General features: G+C 46.8%; 17 protein-coding genes, 1 pseudogene and 1 riboswitch. Of the genes and pseudogenes, 1 reads left to right on the plus strand and 17 read right to left on the minus strand.

Translation table 11 applies throughout. The features are described 5' to 3' along the window. Positions 1–38: 38 nt before the first annotated feature. The 4 genes from V7126_RS09375 to V7126_RS09390 all read right to left on the minus strand — a co-directional run bounded on the left by V7126_RS09375 (position 39) and on the right by V7126_RS09390 (position 4018). The gene (locus V7126_RS09375) at positions 39–1424 is read right to left on the minus strand and encodes an L-cystine transporter (RefSeq protein ID WP_046132993.1); all 1386 of its coding nucleotides are present in this window, start codon (positions 1422–1424) and stop codon (positions 39–41) included. A gap of 103 nt (positions 1425–1527) precedes the next feature. Continuing rightward, a complete protein-coding gene (locus tag V7126_RS09380; RefSeq protein WP_046132992.1) occupies positions 1528–2343 on the minus strand; it encodes a MetQ/NlpA family ABC transporter substrate-binding protein in 816 nt (271 codons plus the stop codon). Between the two features lie 18 nt (positions 2344–2361). Next, the gene (locus tag V7126_RS09385; protein WP_046132991.1) at positions 2362–3012 is read right to left on the minus strand and encodes a methionine ABC transporter permease; all 651 of its coding nucleotides are present in this window, start codon (positions 3010–3012) and stop codon (positions 2362–2364) included. Between the two features lies 1 nt (position 3013). After that, positions 3014–4018 (minus strand): methionine ABC transporter ATP-binding protein, encoded by a 1005-nt coding sequence (locus V7126_RS09390; protein ID WP_046132990.1) that lies wholly within the window; start codon positions 4016–4018, stop codon positions 3014–3016. Positions 4019–4117: 99 nt separating this feature from the next. After that, positions 4118–4232: riboswitch (SAM riboswitch) on the minus strand. Positions 4233–4542: 310 nt separating this feature from the next. Between V7126_RS09390 and cspD the strand changes: the two genes are divergently transcribed. Further along, positions 4543–4743 (plus strand): cold-shock protein CspD, encoded by a 201-nt coding sequence (cspD, locus tag V7126_RS09395; protein ID WP_046132989.1) that lies wholly within the window; start codon positions 4543–4545, stop codon positions 4741–4743. Between the two features lie 91 nt (positions 4744–4834). Here the strand turns inward: cspD and V7126_RS09400 are convergent, their stop codons facing one another. The 13 genes and pseudogenes from V7126_RS09400 to V7126_RS09460 all read right to left on the minus strand — a co-directional run bounded on the left by V7126_RS09400 (position 4835) and on the right by V7126_RS09460 (position 17214). After that, the gene (locus V7126_RS09400) at positions 4835–5779 is read right to left on the minus strand and encodes an ABC transporter permease (protein WP_335497554.1); all 945 of its coding nucleotides are present in this window, start codon (positions 5777–5779) and stop codon (positions 4835–4837) included. After that, positions 5772–6695, minus strand: coding sequence for an ABC transporter ATP-binding protein (locus tag V7126_RS09405; RefSeq protein ID WP_046132987.1), 924 nt, complete (start codon positions 6693–6695; stop codon positions 5772–5774). Before V7126_RS09405 ends, V7126_RS09400 begins: the two co-directional genes overlap by 8 nt. Positions 6696–6709: 14 nt before the next feature. Continuing rightward, the gene (locus V7126_RS09410) at positions 6710–7405 is read right to left on the minus strand and encodes an ABC transporter ATP-binding protein (RefSeq protein WP_175076723.1); all 696 of its coding nucleotides are present in this window, start codon (positions 7403–7405) and stop codon (positions 6710–6712) included. Further along, a complete protein-coding gene (locus V7126_RS09415; RefSeq protein ID WP_046132985.1) occupies positions 7402–7776 on the minus strand; it encodes a GntR family transcriptional regulator in 375 nt (124 codons plus the stop codon). The genes V7126_RS09410 and V7126_RS09415 overlap by 4 nt, the downstream gene beginning before the upstream one ends. A gap of 4 nt (positions 7777–7780) precedes the next feature. Next, entirely contained in the window at positions 7781–8548 is a 768-nt protein-coding gene (locus V7126_RS09420) for a hypothetical protein (protein WP_052948589.1), read from the minus strand. A gap of 104 nt (positions 8549–8652) precedes the next feature. Further along, the gene (locus V7126_RS09425; protein ID WP_046132984.1) at positions 8653–8997 is read right to left on the minus strand and encodes a hypothetical protein; all 345 of its coding nucleotides are present in this window, start codon (positions 8995–8997) and stop codon (positions 8653–8655) included. A 13-nt stretch (positions 8998–9010) separates the two neighbouring features. Then, positions 9011–9541, minus strand: a complete 531-nt coding sequence (locus V7126_RS09430) for an NAD(P)H-dependent oxidoreductase (protein ID WP_046132983.1) — start codon at positions 9539–9541, stop codon at positions 9011–9013. 16 nt (positions 9542–9557) lie between these two features. Beyond that, complete coding sequence (locus tag V7126_RS09435; protein WP_099047099.1) at positions 9558–11123, minus strand: DHA2 family efflux MFS transporter permease subunit; 1566 nt, start codon at positions 11121–11123, stop codon at positions 9558–9560. A gap of 65 nt (positions 11124–11188) precedes the next feature. Continuing rightward, positions 11189–11841 (minus strand): annotated as a pseudogene (locus V7126_RS09440) (HlyD family secretion protein); the annotation flags it as partial. Between the two features lie 321 nt (positions 11842–12162). Further along, positions 12163–13332 (minus strand): sporulation protein YhbH, encoded by a 1170-nt coding sequence (gene yhbH / locus V7126_RS09445; protein ID WP_046132980.1) that lies wholly within the window; start codon positions 13330–13332, stop codon positions 12163–12165. Positions 13333–13487: 155 nt separating this feature from the next. After that, positions 13488–15383: a serine/threonine protein kinase PrkA gene (prkA, locus tag V7126_RS09450; protein WP_046132979.1), complete on the minus strand. Its 1896-nt coding sequence runs from the start codon at positions 15381–15383 to the stop codon at positions 13488–13490. Between the two features lie 406 nt (positions 15384–15789). Beyond that, positions 15790–16488: a hypothetical protein gene (locus V7126_RS09455; RefSeq protein ID WP_046132978.1), complete on the minus strand. Its 699-nt coding sequence runs from the start codon at positions 16486–16488 to the stop codon at positions 15790–15792. A gap of 15 nt (positions 16489–16503) precedes the next feature. Further along, positions 16504–17214: a polymer-forming cytoskeletal protein gene (locus V7126_RS09460; protein ID WP_046132977.1), complete on the minus strand. Its 711-nt coding sequence runs from the start codon at positions 17212–17214 to the stop codon at positions 16504–16506. Between the last annotated feature and the right edge of the window lie 2 nt (positions 17215–17216).

A 17216-nucleotide genomic window follows, 5' to 3' on the forward strand; every position in this document is an offset into this window, starting at 1 on the left:
TGACAGGGTGCAGATCAAAGCGGTGCGGGCTCTTTTTTTTATACTTCAGCTTCGATGATGTTAGTTCGGTCTTGATACGTGTCTGTTTCAAGCTCCTTCGTCACTTTGCTTGTGATCAGGCCGGACGTCATGCTGCCGCTGACGTTAAGGGCCGTACGTCCCATGTCGATGAGCGGTTCGATCGAAATCAATAAGCCTGCAAGAGCAACCGGCATATTTAAAGCAGACAGCACGAGAAGCGCCGCAAACGTTGCACCGCCGCCGACACCGGCTACGCCAAAGGAGCTGATCGCAACAACGGCAACAACGGTGACCAAAAATGACGGATCAAGCGGATTTTGTCCGATAGTCGGCGCGATCATAATCGCCAGCATTGCAGGATATATTCCCGCACAGCCGTTTTGGCCGATCGACAGCCCGAATGATCCGGCAAAGTTCGCAATTCCTTCAGGAACCCCGAGGCTTCTTTGCGTTTTAATGTTCAAAGGCAAAGCCCCAGCGCTTGATCTTGACGTAAATGCAAAGATCAGGACAGGGAATACTTTTTTCACGTAAGTCACCGGGTTCAGTCCGCTGAACGTAATCAGCAGCAAATGAATGATGAACATAACGATCAACGCCGCATAAGAAGCGATCACAAATTTACCGAGCTTGACGATGCTGTCGAGATCGCTTGTTGCGATCGTATTTGTCATAATCGCCAATACCCCGTAAGGCGTCAGCCTTAAAATCAGCGTGACGACACGCATGATGATTGCATAGACGGCATCAACCAACTTTTTGAAGAGCTCGGCTTGCTCCGGCTGTTTTTTCTTGACGCCAAGGTATGCCATCCCGAGAATAGCGGCAAAAATAACGACTGCGATGGTTGACGTCGGTCTTGCTCCCGTAAAGTCTAAAAACGGATTGCCCGGCAGCAGCTCGACGATTTGCTGCGGAAGCGTTTTGGCTTCCATATCCTGAGACTTCTGTTCAAGCTCCGCGCCTCTTGAAGCCTCTGCGCTGCCGTGGTCCACCTGAACGGCCTGAAGATCGAAAGCGAGCGCTGATGCGATCCCCACCGCCGCAGCGACAGCGGTCGTTGCAATCAGAATCCCGATGATAAGACTGCTGATTTTTCCGATATTATTTGTCAGTTTAAGCTTTGTAAATGCCCCTAAGATCGAAATGAACACAAGCGGCATGACAACCATCTGCAAAAACTTGACATAGCCGCTGCCGGCTATATTAAACCAATCTGATGTCTGAGTGATCGTTTCTGAAGACGAACCATATATAAAATGCAAAGCAAACCCAAAGACGATTCCAATTCCGAGCGCAGTAAACACCCTCTTCGAAAACGAAACGTGCTTTTTTTGCATGATATAGAGGAGCGCCATCAAGCAAAGCAGGATGAAAATATTTAAAATAACCAAAAATGCCATAAAACACATGCCCCCCAGAATTTTTTTACATTAGAAAACTATAGTACAATAAACCTTATTGGTCAAGTAGGAATTAACGATATTCGCCATTCTCTCAAAAAGTTTATTCTCCGATTTTTTCAAGCGGTACAAATGCCGGAATCTGGGCTCCGTTAAATTCTTTTTTGATGAATTCAGCCGTATCGTCAGACTGATAAAGCTTGACGATCTTTTTTAAGTCTTCGCGGTTTTTGTCTTCGGTTCTGGCCGCGATGATATTGATGTAAGGCGTTGCCGTTTCGTCTTCAAGCTCTATCGAGTCTTTGACGGGATTCAGTCCGGCATCAACGGCGATTCCGTTGTTGATGACAGAGGCTGCGACATCCTGGAGCACCCGCGGCGTTTGTTCGGCAGCCACTGTCGTGATCTGAAGCTTCTTCGGATTTTCCTTGATCACGTCAAGCGATCCGTTCCCGTCAAAGCCGTCCTTCAGCTTAATTAAACCCGCCTGCTGCAATAGGAGAAGCGCTCTTCCCATGTTTGTCGCTTCATTCGGCACAGCGATTTTTGCTCCGTCCGGAATCTCTTTAACCGACTTGTAATGATCCGAATAAATGCCCATCGGCGCGATGATCGTCGTTCCGATCGGCGATAAATCAAGGTTGCGCTCTTTTTTAAATGAATTGAAATACGATATCGTCTGGAAGGCGTTTGCGTCGATGTCCCCGCTCGACAGGGCCATATTCGGCTGTACATAGTCCGAATATTTGACGATTTCGATTTTTAAGCCTTCCTTTTCGGCTTTTTTCTTTACAAAATCCCACACCCTCGTATCCGTTCCGCTGACACCGATTTTAATCGACCCGCTTTCGGAATTTGAACAGCCTGCAAACACGCTTAAGATGAAAAGAACAATCGTGATGAAAGCAAATTTTTTCATAGCTGGTTACCTCTCTTTTTATCGTCTTCTTATTTTTTTGCTTAGCACATTACCGGATGACTGCAATCCCTGGACAACGATGACCAGAATCGCAACCGTCACGATCATCGTCACAGTATCAAATCTCTGATAGCCGTATGTAATCGCCAAATCTCCCAGTCCTCCGGCGCCTATCGCACCTGCCATCGCCGAAGCGCCGACCAGGCCGACTGTCGCTACCGTAAAGCTTAGCACTAAAGAACCGAGCGCTTCGGGAATCAAAAACCTGAAAATGATCTGCCGCGGAGTCGCCCCCATTGCTTCAGCCGCTTCAATCACCCCCGGATCGACTTCCAAAAGCGAATTTTCAACAAGCCTTGCGATATATGGCCCTGCATAAAACGTAAGCGGAACAACCGCGGCCCACGTGCCGATCGACGTCCCCACAATCAGCCGTGTCAGCGGTATAAGGGCAACCATCAAAATGATAAACGGAACAGACCGGAAAATGTTGATGATAACATTGACAACCGTAAACAGTGCCGTATTTTCGAGAAGGTGCCCCTTTCTCGTGACCACGAGGAGAATCCCGAGCGGAACGCCGATCACGCTTGAAAACAAAAGCGAAAACACCGTCATTTGAATCGTTTCGATCAAGGCATCAATGATTTGGTCATATGTTACAAGCATGTCACTTTACCTCCTTAACTTGAATGTTTGCTTGCCTGATAAAATCGAGCGCCTTGGCAATTTCTTCGTCTTGGCCCGCGAGTTCGACCGTAATGCTTCCAAACGGAATTCCCTGCAGCTCTGTTATCGTGCCGTGAAGAATATTGACGTCCACGTCAAAGCGTTTTGATACTTGGGAGAGAAACGGCCTTCCTGACGATTCCCCGACAAATTGAAATCGGTAAAGGTGCTTGATATTCAATGTTTTGATCGATTCCGGAAGTTCAAAATCGATCTCCGAACGGATAAAGTTTTTCGCCGTTTCGGTTTTTGGGGCGGAAAAGACGTCAAACACGCTGCCCGATTCGATGATTTTCCCTTTTTCGATCACCGCGACTTTGTCGCAGATTTCCCTTGCGACATTCATTTCGTGGGTAATTAAAAGAATCGTAATATTATATTGTTCATTGACTTGCTTTAACAGCTTGAGAATATCGCTCGTCGTCTGCGGATCAAGGGCTGATGTCGCTTCATCGCAAAGCAGAACCTCCGGGTTTGTCGCAAGCGCGCGCGCAATGCCGACGCGCTGTTTTTGCCCCCCTGAAAGCTGATCCGGATAGGCGTCAGCCTTATCCTCAAGACCGACAAAGCGGAGCAGCTCCGTCACCTTTTTCTTGATTTTGGCTTTCGGTGTTTTGACGAGCGTGAGCGGAGCCGCCACATTCGCAAAAATCGTCTTCGAATTTAATAGATTAAAATGCTGAAAAACCATTCCGATTTTCCGTTTAACCGAGCGGATTTCGTTTTTTGGCAAGGACGTCAAGTCCCGTCCGCCGACGAAAACCTTTCCCGCCGTCGGTTTTTCAAGAAAATTGACGCAGCGGATCAGCGTACTTTTTCCCGCTCCGCTAAATCCGATGACCCCGTAGATGTCCCCTTTTTCGACATGAAGGTCAATGCCGTCAAGCGCCCGGATTTTCTGCCCGTTTCTGTCATAGACCTTTTCCACGCCCTCGAATGTAATCATGTTGATCCCTCCGCTGTTTTTTGGATAACAAAAAAGGCTTCCTCTTAGAAAATAAGAAGAAGCCTTTAGACTCATTAGCAATAAAGAGTGCATCCGACCTTCTTATCTTCCAAGCCTTTTTCGGCTTGTTGGAGTTGGCACAGTATTCTGCATCATGCAGAACCCGCTGCCGAGGCTTCATAGGGCCAATTCCCTCCGCCTCTCTTAATAAGAAGTAATGAAAGTGTGAAGTTTTACCTAACTTTACAGCTTCTTCGGAATGTTGTCAATCGCATTTTTAACATTTTCGGGCTCATATGCGCTTCAAAAAAAGCCCAATTTCCGGCGCTGAGAGCGGCTTTTTACTTTTTTAAAAAAATTGCGTTCAAACAGTTGTAATTTCCCTTAAACACTGGTAAAGTAAAGGTAATTATTTTTGTTCGAACTATCTTTAAGAAGAAAGTTTTGTAAGAGTTTTCGTCTTGGAAGTTTGTTTCAGAGCAAGAATAGTGAATTTAAGCGTTATCGCTTTAGGAGGAAATTTCATGCTAGAAGGTAAAGTAAAATGGTTTAACTCTGAAAAAGGTTTCGGATTCATCGAAGTTGAAGGACAAGACGATGTATTCGTTCACTTCTCTGCTATTCAAGGCGAAGGCTTCAAAACTTTGGAAGAAGGCCAATCCGTAACTTTCGAAATCGTTGAAGGAAACCGCGGACCACAAGCTTCTAACGTAGTAAAAGCGTAATAAGCTTTTCTTCGGGACTGCTGACTTTGTCAGCAGTCTTTTTATTTTTATAAAAAAGCACGGCGCCTAAACGGTGCCGTGCTTTTTCTGCTTATGAAGCGATGTCCCTTTTTGTAAACACGCCGAATGCAAGCACTTGAAAAATGATAAAATAGACCGCCAAGACTGAAATCGAGAACCCCATCGTCATGCCTGACACAAGTGGCGTTCCGTCGACATACTGCGTTAAATCAGTGTTGGCAAATAAAATGTATTTCGCCCAGTCGAATTTCATCGCAATAAGATTGGTTACCGTGCCGCCCATGACGAGCAGAAAGATCGATATCCCGACGGCCTGCGAGCTGTTTCTGAATACCGCCGAAATCATAAATGCCATCGTCGACATCATCAAGAGAGAAATCGAATGAAGCAGATAGCTCCCGGCCAGGTGCAAGATCAGGCTTTGTTCTTTAACATTTCCATTTGCATATGCCAAATGGACCTGGCTCCCGTCTCCCGCTCCGAACAAAACGAGACCCGTAATACCTGCGCTTGCAAACAAAATCGCAATCAAGGCCAACGCCAAAAGCAAAACGGTAATGTATTTGGATAACAGAATCTTAAAGCGGCTGATCGGCCGAATGACGAGCAGCTTCACCGTTCCCCAGCTGAATTCGTTTGCGACGATTCCCGCCGCAACCGTAATCACAAACAACCCGATCAAAGAAATCATATCCCCGGCATCACTAATGAACGACATTGCCGAATACGTCCCGTCTTCCGGCGGCAAATCGTGTTTAATTCGATATTCATTAATGGCAATCGACTCTTTATAGTTGTTTTCAAGCGTCGGGCTATTGACACTTTTCAGCTCTTTCTTCATATCGGCATTTTCCTGAGCCAGTTCCTTTTTCCAGTGCGTACTCGGGTCTGTTTCTCCGATCGTCTTGGTTAGAATGCCCATCCCGATAACGACGATCAGCAGGATTCCGATCATGACATAGGTTCCTTTGCGGTTGAAAATTTTGATCCATTCGTTCCAAATCAGATTAAGCAAGCTTTGTCCCCTCCCGTTCCTCGGTGATTTCCAGGAATCTGTCTTCCAACGATTTGGTGACGGCTTTCGCTTCATATAAACGGACGCCGTTGTCGGTCAGATGTTTAATAAGTTCAGGCACTTCTTCTTTTAAAAGGCTGAGTTCGATTCCGTCCTTCACTTGTTCAATGCTCCGCTCTCCAAAAGCTGACGCATGACGAAGCAGCGCATCTCTGTCATCGGCCTGAAGAAAGTACCGCTTCTTCTCATCTGCAGCAGGTTCATGGACATGTTGAATATCGCGGAGCGTTCCGTTTTGGATAATCGCAATTCTGTCGCACATGATTTCCATCTCTGACAGGAGGTGGCTTGACACGATGACGGCCAGGCCCTTTTCCTTTGTCAGCCTTCTTAAATAATCGCGGATTTCCCTGATTCCGGCCGGATCAAGGCCGTTTGTAGGCTCATCAAGGATAAGCAGCTTCGGATCGTGCAGAAGGCTTTGGGCAAGACCGAGCCTTTGCCTCATTCCGAGCGAATACGTTTTCACCTTATCGTGAATCCGGCTCTTCAAGCCGACAAGCTCAATGACTTCATCGATTTTGCTTTTCGTTACCCCTTTTGACATGCGCGCGTATTGCTGAAGGTTTTGGTAGCCCGTTAAAAATTTATACAGTTCAGGGTTTTCGACAATCGCCCCGATATGCCGGGCGGCTTTTTCAAAGTTCTCTTTTACGTTGACGCCGCATACGATAATGTCGCCCGATGATATGCCCATATGGCCGACGATCATCCTGATCGTCGTCGTCTTTCCCGCGCCGTTCGGGCCCAGAAAGCCGAATACCTCTCCGGCGCGCACATCAAAGCTCAAGCCGTCGATAATTTTCTTTCCTCTGATCGTTTTTGAAACGTTTTTTAACTGAAGCAGCGTTTCCACTGATTTCTCCTCCCTTATTTGTCTTTGAGAAACGTTTTAAACCATTGCAAAAGCGACACCCCGAATTCTTCGCGCAGCTCTTCGACGTTCCTCTTCTCTTCGATCCGCCCGTTTAAGACGACAATGACTTCATCCAAAATCTGTTCGATTTCGTTAATCTCATGCGTCGCGATGATCACCGTCTGTTTTTCAAGGTCAAGATACGAAATCAAGCCCTTTACGATCGACTCCCTCACAAGAGGATCAAGGCCTGACAAAGGCTCGTCAAGCAGAACGACCGGGGCGTTGCGGGCTAAAGTCAGCGCCAGCTTCAATCTGCCGCGGTTCCCTTTGGAGAGCTTACTGATTTTTTGTTCCCCGTCGATTTTCATTTCTTTCAAAAGGTCAAACGCTTGATCAAGCTGAAAATCGGCGAACTGGCTTTCATAAAAATAGACGGCATCCTTTACGTAGAAAGGCTCATAAAACATGTCAAGCTCTGTCAAGTAAGCGATGCTTTTGCTCATGCTTCTTGCGGCCGGATCATTGCCGACTGAAACCGTCCCCGAATCGGGATATACAAGTCCTGCGATCAGCTTTAACAACGTGGATTTGCCGCTGCCGTTCGGACCGGTCATTCCGTAGATTTTGCCCAGAGACAGCGACAGCGAAGCATCCTTTAAAGCGAATTGTTTACCGTATTTTTTCGTCACATTCTTTAGCTCAATCACTTAGAATCACCTTCCTGCAAATAGCGGTCAAGTTCGGAACGTATTTCCTTCTTCGACAAGCCGAGCTCTTCCATGCTCCGGACAAACTGCTCCGTGACCTCCGCCCGCATTTCCCGATTAAAACGATCGATGACCTCCGGCTCTTCAACAACAAACGTCCCCTGTCCCCGTCTCGTTTCCACGATTCCCATCCTTTCCAGTTCATTGTAAGTTCTTTGAATCGTATTCGGATTGACCTGCGTCTCGACAGCCAGCTCGCGGACCGAAGGCAGCTTATCTCCCGGGCTGATCTCGTTCCGGATCATTCTTTTCAAAAGCTGTTCGGCAATTTGCCGGTATATCGGCTTTGATGATGAAAAGTTATCTGCCATATGATCACACCTCGACTTTTTTATCAAGCAGCTTGCCGGAGGCATAGAAAAGGCAGGCGGCTAAAACGGCGTAATACACGATGAGAACAATCGGAATATCAATTTTTGAAAATACAACAGTCCATCTTGCATCTTGATAGTGAAATTTGAAATTCGTTTTTAACGAAATGCTCCAGAGTTTCTGCACATTCTCAAACAAAACGCTTATTATGTACCTGCCCTCCAGCAAGGTGTAAGCATTATAGATTAACAAAGGAACAAGCCAGCGGATATTCTTGAGCGCCGGATATTTTCTGAGTGCTTCATATACCGTCCACAGAAACATGACCCACACGGCAAGGAGCACAGACCCTAAAAAGACGGCAAAGCTGACCAGAAATAGATCCCAAACAGAAAACATACTGTCGGTTGCGGATTGGAGGATGCCTCTAACAACCAATCCGAACATAAACAGAATCGCTTGGGAAACGAATTGATAAACAGCGGCTGAAGCCAGTTTTGACAGCAGCAAAACCGCACCCTTGTTCGGATTGTGCAGCCACAGCTGGGTCTTCCCTTCCAAACGGAGCTGGCTGATCATCATGAAAGGGCAAAACAGACTATGAAACAATAAGATGGCGACAAATCCCCCAAACATCGCCATCGGTTCGCCTGTGTAATAGGCAAACGTACAGCAGGCAGCGATCGCAAACAGCATAAACAGCACCCAAACGACGGACCAAAATCTTGAGATGAGCAAATCTTTTCTAAATAAACCGCCGAAAGATTTCAAACGATATCCTCCTCTGTATTAGAGTACTATTCATATAGTACACTAATACAGAGATAATGACAATAAAAAAAAAGCAAATCCGCTGATACCCAGCGAATTTGCTCTTAATCCTGCTTGCGTTTTTGCATGGACTTTAACGCATTCCGATAGTCCATATCATCCATTTGCGTTTTTTCTTCAACCTTATTCTGTTCTTTAGGCTGATGAAGTTTTTTCAGCGTTTTCCGGTATGTCTCATCATTCATGGCGTATGGATCATCCGGTTCGGAAGAGCCTTCCGGCAGCCTGAGCCGGTGTTCTTCCCGCTGTACTTCTTCAGGGGCTTCTATGTCTTCCGTACGGTCCTCCACAACAGCCTCGTCTTTGTCCGGAGATGCGGATCGTACATTAAACACAACGAGTCCGATAATGACGATAATTGCAGCGATAACGGTCACGATTATGGCCATGGCAATCGCTCCTTTACTGCCCGCTGACGAAACGGCCGGTAACCTGTGCGACGCGTCTGCCCAGAGCCCGTCCCAGCTGAAGCCCTTCTTCGGAAATCAATTCGTCGCTGTCTACCGGACAAGTGACGCCGACTCCGTAGTAAGAACCGTATAACGCATTTTCGGGCACGTTTCCCGGCAAACCGACGACCACCATGCCCTGATGCAGCATCGGGGTGATCAAGTTGAGCATTGTCGCTTCAAGTCCGCCGTGCGTCGTAGCCGTTGTGCAGAAAACCGCGCCGACCTTATTGATCAGCTTTCCTTCCGCCCAAAGGTACCCCAATCTGTCGATCCAGGTTTTTAAGCCTGAACTGATCGTGCCGAAATGGCCCGGACAACCCCAAACGATGGCATCCATATCCTCAAGCTTTCTAATGTCCGCCTCGCTGACATGGTCGATCAGCACTTCTGCAGATTCTGATTCCCGTGCGCCTTCGGCAATTGATTGAGCTAATTTTTTCGTATGCTCGCCTTCACTGTCATAAACAACATAGATTTTCATGTTAAAACCTCCTGGTTTAAGACTCTTTCGCTTCCTTCGGAGCCGGCAGCAAAGTCAGCTCTTTCTCTTTGTATTTCTTGCGTTCTTTGTCTTTCCTTACGTCTCTTAAGAACAGGCTTAATACCAGTCCGACAATACAGAGTCCAGCCGCCCACATAAAGGCGTCATTAATGCCCATGACGTTAGAGTTAAGCTGCGACTGACCTGCCAGGTATTTCATCACATATTGTTGTGCTTGTTCGGCAGATATATGCATAGATTGCGCGACTGACTGGATCGTTGACTGCAATGTGTGCATAAACGTCGGATCGGCCGTATTGGTTTGATCGGCCATTGCAGCGTAATGGAATGTCGTACGGTTCGTATAAATCGTCGTAATCAAGCTCGTTCCAATTGAACCGCTGATTTGGCGCAATGTATTCGCCATCGCCGTTCCGTGGCTGTTCAATTGTTTCGGAAGCTGGTTCATTCCGGCCGTCATAATCGGCATCATCAAGAGCGACATACCGAACGCGCGGATCGCATAAATCACGACAATGTGCATATACGGCGTATCAAGGGTAAGCGTCGTAAATTCGTAAGTTGTAACGGCGGTGATCAATAAGCCGACGATCGCCAGAGGTCTCGGTCCGACTTTGTCGAACAAGATTCCCGAAATCGGCGACATAATAAGCATCACGATAGCGCCCGGGAGCAATAACAGCCCTGACTGAAGCGCCGTAAAGCCGACAAGGTTCTGCAGATAAATCGGGAGCAGGAACATCCCGGCAAACATCGCGACCGTAATAATCGCATTGATCACGCTTGATAGTGAAAACATATCGTATTTAAACACCCTGAAATCGAGCATCGGGTCTTTTGATTTCAATTGCTGAACGATAAAGGCAATGATGCCGATTGCACCGACTATAACGGTCGTAAGAACGATCGGATCATCCCAGCCATCAGAGCCCGCTTCACTTACACCGTAAAGCAATGATGCAAAACCGACGATGGACAGGATCGCGCCCGCGACGTCAAGCTTCACCTTTTTAGGCTCTGTCATATTTTTAAACAGGAGGAATCCGAAAATAATGACGATCACTCCGATCGGAACGAGTCCGTAAAACATGATCCGCCAGCTGTAATTTTCGATGATCCAGCCGGATAAAGTCGGTCCGACCGCCGGTGCGAACATCATCGCCAAGCCGAAGATTCCCATCCCTTTCCCGCGGCTCTCCGGAGGGAAGATGAACAGAATCGTAGTCATCACGAGCGGCTGAAGGATTCCTCCGCCGGCAGCCTGGATGAGGCGGCCGATCAGCATCGTTGAGAAGTTGGGCGCGATTCCGCATACGAACGTTCCGATCGTAAACAGCGCCATGGCTGTCAAAAATAAACTGCGTCCGCCAAATCGCAAGATCAGAAAAGCCGATAGCGGAATCAAAACGCCGTTGACAAGCATATATCCTGTTGTCAGCCATTGAATGGTCGTGGCGCTCACGTTAAACTCCGTCATCAAGTGCGGCATCGCCACATTAAGCAGCGTCTGGTTCAAAATGGCCAGAAATAACCCGGCCATTAATATGACAAGCAGTGACATATTACTTTGTTTGTTTTGGGAAGCCACTTAAGACATCCTCCTTTCCTGTTTTTTATCCCCTCAGGTTATTTCGAAATTTTCACGGATGCGTTCATTCCCGGAAGCACTTTGTCAGAAGGGTTTTTAATTGAAATTTTCACAGGTACTTTTTGCGTTACTTTCGTGTAGTTTCCGCTTGTATTTTGTTGCGGCAGCAGATCGAATGTTGAGTTTGTCGCATATCCGATTTCTTCAACGTTTCCTTCAAATGTCGCGCCCGGATCACCGTCGACGACGATATCCACTTTATCCCCTTTTTCAATGTCCTTCACATCTGTTTCCTTAATGTTTGCTGTAATGTAGAGGTGGTCCATGTCAATCGTTTGGGCAAGCGTTTGTCCAGCTTGTACCATTTGTCCGTCTTTTGCTTCATTTTTAACGATCGTTCCGTCCATGATAGACTTCACATCAACCGTTTGTTCACCTTTGATTTTTGCTGTTTTTTCGTCTTTCGTCACTTTTGTTCCTTCATCAATATCCCATCCTGACAGCTTTCCAGAAGCCGGTGCGGTGATTTCCGCCATGTCTCCTGCAACGTGCGCTTCGTCTGTTGTCACGTAGCTCACACTGTTATAGTAGTAATACGCGCCTCCTGCTATAATGGCAAGCACGACGATAAGTCCGATAATGTTTGTTAAAATTAAGCGTCCTTTGCTCATTTTTTATTTTCTCCTTTCGTGTTCCTTCTATTTTTTCATATAACCGCAGATCGTTTATTAATCAGCGATTTACACATGCCTGCATATTACGTTTCCCAATTTCCGCCCAGAACATTACGGACGTGTACATGAGCTACTTATGTAAAAGTTGCTCAAAACTGAGCAAGAAAAACCGGAAACCGCAACACGCAGTTTACCCCTACACAACAAAATAAAATAGTTAACAAGATTAAATATTAGTTAATGTAATCAAAAATGTCAATGAAATTGTTCAAAAAAATTCATATAAATATTTTCCACGGCAAAAAAGCCTCTGAAAACAGAGGCCTGACATGTTTCTGTTACGTATATTGATGCTGTTCTTCATTGCTGAAAAAGCTCTTCAGCGCTTGAAACACATCCGCTTTTTGCTTTAAAATATAATACTTGAATTTTTCATTTTTTATATTTTTATAGGCAGACATCAATGTTGAATGCCTGTTGTACTGATTGACTTCGCCATAGCAAAACAAATTCGCTTTTTCCATGATTTCGCCGACGAGCTTGACGCAGCGTGCATTGTCAGACGTTAAATTGTCCCCGTCGGAAAAATGAAACGGATAAATATTATAGCGGGTCGGATGGTATTTTTCTTCGATCAGCTCAAGCGACTTTCTGTAGACGGATGAACAGATCGTTCCCCCGCTTTCTCCTTTTGAAAAGAAATCTTCTTCAGAAACGACTTTCGCTTCCGTATGATGGGCGATAAATTCGATTTCGACCGTTTCATACTTTGTCCGCAAAAAGCGTGTCATCCAAAAGAAAAAGCTTCGGGCCATATATTTTTCCCAGACGCCCATCGAGCCGCTCGTATCCATCATCGCCAGCACGACGGCCTTCGATTCCGGCTTTACGGAATCATTCCATGTTTTGAATTTCAAATCCTCTGGAAAGATCGGATAAAACGACGGTTTTCCGGTCATCGCGTTGCGCTTGAACGCCGAAAGCATCGTCCTTTTTTTATCGATGTTGCCGGTCAGTCCGGTTTTGCGGATATCGTTAAATTCAATGTCTTCAACGACGATGTCATCGCGCTCTTTCCGCTCTAAATTCGGCAGCTCCATCTCGCTGAAAAGCGCCTCTTCCAGATCCATGAGCGACACTTCCGCTTCATAATAATCCTCGCCGGCCTGATCGCCCGCTCCCCGTCCTTTTCCGGCGCCGCTCCTTTTATCGGGGCCGTCTCTCGCCACGATATCTCCGACTTGACTGTCCCCGTCTCCCTGTCCGGCATGTTTATTTTTGTCGTAGTTGTAGCGGATTTTGTACTCATCTAATGACCGAATCGGAATTTTGACGACATCCTTGCCATTGGACATGATGATGCTTTCTTCTGTGATCAAGTCAGGCAGATTGTTTTTTATCGCATCCTGCACCTTTTTCTGATGGCGCTGTTGGTCATCATACCCTTTTCGATGGAGGGACCAGTCTTCCTGAGAAATAATAAAATGGCCGTTGTCTTTATGGGACATGAATTCCCCTCCTTATTGATAAATCCGAAAAGCCAATCGCTGTAAACAAGTCTTAAAAAATATTTATTTTTATCCTATGCAGGATGCTGATGACGCTTGACAAACATTTGCGAAAATGGGACAAAAGAGCCCGCCCTTTCCGGACGGGTCTTGATTTACCGGTTTAACAAGCTTCCTACATATTTCAGCAGCTCGTTGGCGCTCGTCGAGTTATAGCCGTGTTCATCGATGAGCCGCGCGACAACCTCATTGATCTTTTTGAGCTGCTGTTCATCAGGCGTTTTTGTCGACGTCGTGATTTTAACAACGTCCTTCAAGTCTGCAAACAGCTTTTTCTGAATGGCCTCCCGCAGGCGTTCGTGCGAATTGTAGTCAAACCGCTTCCCTTTTCTCGCATAGGCGGAAATCCGGATGAGGATTTCTTCGCGGAATGCTTTTTTGGCATTTTCGCTGATTCCGATCTGTTCTTCGATCGATCTCATCAGCTTTTCGTCAGGATTCATTTCCTCGCCTGTCAGCGGGTCGCGCAGCTTGATTTTATTGCAGTAAGCCTCCACATTGTCGAGATAATTGTCCATAAGGGTTTTAGCCGACTCCTCATACGAATAGACAAACGCTTTTTGCACTTCTTTTTTCGCCATCTCGTCGTACTCTTTTCTCGCTGCCGAAATAAAGTTCAAATAGCGCTCGCGGTTTTCAGAAGAGATCGAAGGATGCTGATCAAGCCCTTCCTTTAAAGAACGAAGCACATCAAGTGCGTTGATCGATTCCATGTTTTTGCGGATGATCGTCGAGGAGATTCTGTTGATGACATACCGCGGATCAATGCCGCTCATCCCTTCGTCATTGTATTCTTTTTTCAAATCCTCGACATCGGACGAATTATAGCCTTCAACGCTTTCCCCGTCATACAGCCTCATTTTTTTGACGAGATCGATATCAGACCGCTTCGGTTCTTTCAGCCGTGTTAAAATCGAAAACATCGCAGCCACTTTCAACGTATGCGGGGCGATGTGCACATCTGATACATCGCTTTCTGCGATCATTTTCTCGTAGATCCGCTCTTCTTCAGATACCTTGAGGTTATAAGGGATCGGCATGACGATAATGCGCGAATGGAGAGCTTCATTTTTCTTATTGGCGATAAATGAGCGGTACTCGGTTTCATTTGTATGGGCGACGATCAATTCATCGGCCGAAATCAAGGCAAACCGGCCGGCTTTAAAATTCCCTTCCTGCGTCAGGGACAGCAGATGCCAGAGAAATTTCTCATCGCATTTCAGCATTTCCTGAAATTCCATCATTCCCCTGTTCGCCTTGTTCAATTCCCCGTCAAACCGGTATGCGCGCGGGTCGGATTCTGATCCGTATTCGGCAATCGTCGAAAAATCGATGCTTCCGGTCAAATCGGCAATATCCTGCGACTTCGGATCAGAAGGGCTGAACGTTCCGATTCCTGTCCGTTTATCTTCGGAAAAAAAGATTCTTTCAATCTTTACATCTTCGATTCTTCCGCCGTAATCCTGCTCAAGGCGCATCATGTTCAGCGGCGAAAGGTTTCCTTGGATACGAATGCCGTATTCCTGGTAAAAATCCTCTCGCAAATGCTGCGGAATGAGGTGAAGCGGATCTTCATGCATCGGGCAGCCTTTAATCGCGTAGACGGCTCCTTCATCCGTCAATGAATAGGCTTCAAGCCCTCTTTTCAGCATCGTTACAAGCGTCGATTTCCCGCCGCTTACAGGCCCCATCAAAAGCAATATTCTCTTTCTGACATCAAGCCGTTTTGCGGCCGGATGAAAATATTCTTCAACAAGACGTTCCAAAGGCTCCCCAAGTCCAAACAGCTCTTTGTCAAAAAAGCGGTATACTTTTTTTCCGTCTTTTTCTTCTATGCCGCTGTTTTTTATCATATTGTAAACACGGGAATGAGCAGATTGAGCGACAATCGGATTTTCTTTGACGATTTCCAAGTAATCAGCGAAGGTTCCTTCCCATTTCAGACGCTGCTCTTCCTCTCTATACTGTTCAATCTTTTTTAATATATCCATAAGAACCTCCTATATGATGATTGATGCAAGGTGAAAAGTGAATCACTGTTACATTCAATCTATGCGGAGATGTCCCTTTCGATGCTTTTTTAGGTTGAATTTGAAATGCACTTCCTCTAATTGACAAGGACGGAACAAACCGGTCATAATAAAAGCAGATAAGCCCGGACCGCAGGCTGCACGCGGACCGGCTGATACACCGCATGCGAACAGACAACAAGGGACAAACGGATGGAGAGGGGGATTTGATGAAAACGCTGATTATGATGGGGGTCATCCTCACGTTTCTCGTATCCATTTTCACCGCCGGGTATGAAAGCAAACCCGGAAAGAAACACTAAAAAGAAAAAGGATGGTTCGGGTACCCGGCCATCCTTTTTCTTTATTGTAACATAACAATGTTTCATTATATTTGTCGATTCTCTTTTACTTCAGCCTTATCGGAAACGTGATAATCGCTGTTGTATTCAACGGTTTCAATCCGGCAGCCTGGTCCTATGCGCACACGGTTTCCTCTGACGATCCCGGCCGAAGTATTCTCCAGATAAATATCGTCTCCCTCGATGACTTTTGCTGATAGAAAGCCGCTGTTTTTTTTAAACAGCCCCCGCTTGTTTCTCACCTTGATGGCCGTGCCGCCGATTTCTCCAACCGAACTCTGCCCGAACCGCAGGGCGACGTCAACCTCGCCTGCGTTAAGGAGGCCGTTTATTTCAAGGTTCCCGTTTAATGTAAAACGCTCTGCTTCACAATCGCCTTTAACGGCAGCGGTCCCTTTAATGTCGCACTCATCTCCCGTTAAGTTTCCCCCGATCGTAAGAATGCCCTTCACGGCAGTTTCGCTGATGTCGGCATTGCCGGAAATCTCAGCCGTACCGTAAATTTTCGCTTTATCTGCTTTCAGCCGCCCGGTAACTTCCGCCTCGCCGTATATATGCAATGACTGCACTTTCGCATCTCCGGAAAGGACGCTTGTGCCGTAGCAGCGAAACTTCGCACAGTCAAGACCTGCCCCGATCGTTCCTTCGCCTTTGATGACGACGTTGTGATAGGTGCCTCCGGCCGCACTCCCGGACCCGTTGATTTTTAAATTGTTTCTCTCCATATCATAGACCCTCCGCTAGATGTTTTGACTGTCTCCGACCTTTGCCGATTTCGCCTGCCGGAACTCTTCTTTATATTCGACAAGCCCGATGTCGCAGTTTTCGCCGATGATAACCGTATTGCCGCGGACGATTTTCGCCGTCGTATTCGCGAGCTCAATATGATCCCCTTCAATCAATTCGGCAGTCAGCGCCGGGCCGGGGAGAAACGGCTTTAATAATGAAAGAAACTTTGACCGGTGGGCCGTGCAGCGTATCCGCCGGCCGCCGATTTCCTTCGCCCTGCTTTCGCCCCCGTGGATTTTGATCTCAACCTGTTCAGCGTTCAAAAGGCCGTCAATCGTAAAACAGCCTTCTGCCGTAAAATGTTCCACTTCACAGTCTTTTCCGATTGAAGCTTTTCCCCGGATGATCAGGTCGTCGCCTTTTACATGACCTGATAAAGACGCATGTCCGGCGATCTTTACTTTATCGGCATCTACATCTCCTTCGACCTTGGCTGAGCCGTCGATCCGCACGGATGAAGCAGCAATGCCGCCATGAACGCTTGCGCGGCCGCTGATTTTCACTGTTTCTGCTTTCACATGGCCTTTCAGCGTCCCCGCTCCGTTGCAGGAAAACTGTTTGCACTCGACATCTCCATTGATCGTTCCTTTTCCGTTTAGCTCGACGGTTTGAAATGTGCCTCCCCCCGAGCTTCCAAATCCGTTTATCGTTAAGCTTTCCATCG

Source organism: Bacillus sp. JJ675, from assembly GCF_036963165.1.
GTDB lineage: Bacteria > Bacillota > Bacilli > Bacillales > Bacillaceae > Bacillus > Bacillus glycinifermentans.

Excerpts from the sequence above, each read along its gene's own strand:
- V7126_RS09425 (WP_046132984.1), bottom strand. The coding sequence starts at position 8,997 with ATGGCCATAATCGTGACCGTTATCGCTGCAATTATCGTCATTATCGGA.
- V7126_RS09455 (WP_046132978.1), bottom strand. The coding sequence starts at position 16,488 with ATGGAGAGAAACAATTTAAAAATCAACGGGTCCGGGAGTGCGGCCGGA.
- V7126_RS09380 (WP_046132992.1), bottom strand. The coding sequence starts at position 2,343 with ATGAAAAAATTTGCTTTCATCACGATTGTTCTTTTCATCTTAAGCGTG.
- V7126_RS09435 (WP_099047099.1), bottom strand. The coding sequence starts at position 11,123 with ATGTCACTGCTTGTCATATTAATGGCCGGGTTATTTCTGGCCATTTTG.
- V7126_RS09390 (WP_046132990.1), bottom strand. The coding sequence starts at position 4,018 with ATGATTACATTCGAGGGCGTGGAAAAGGTCTATGACAGAAACGGGCAG.
- V7126_RS09415 (WP_046132985.1), bottom strand. The coding sequence starts at position 7,776 with ATGGCAGATAACTTTTCATCATCAAAGCCGATATACCGGCAAATTGCC.
- yhbH (WP_046132980.1), bottom strand. The coding sequence starts at position 13,332 with ATGTCCCATAAAGACAACGGCCATTTTATTATTTCTCAGGAAGACTGG.
- V7126_RS09375 (WP_046132993.1), bottom strand. The coding sequence starts at position 1,424 with ATGGCATTTTTGGTTATTTTAAATATTTTCATCCTGCTTTGCTTGATG.
- V7126_RS09385 (WP_046132991.1), bottom strand. The coding sequence starts at position 3,012 with ATGCTTGTAACATATGACCAAATCATTGATGCCTTGATCGAAACGATT.
- prkA (WP_046132979.1), bottom strand. The coding sequence starts at position 15,383 with ATGGATATATTAAAAAAGATTGAACAGTATAGAGAGGAAGAGCAGCGT.
- V7126_RS09430 (WP_046132983.1), bottom strand. The coding sequence starts at position 9,541 with ATGAAAATCTATGTTGTTTATGACAGTGAAGGCGAGCATACGAAAAAA.
- cspD (WP_046132989.1), top strand. The coding sequence starts at position 4,543 with ATGCTAGAAGGTAAAGTAAAATGGTTTAACTCTGAAAAAGGTTTCGGA.
- V7126_RS09460 (WP_046132977.1), bottom strand. The coding sequence starts at position 17,214 with ATGGAAAGCTTAACGATAAACGGATTTGGAAGCTCGGGGGGAGGCACA.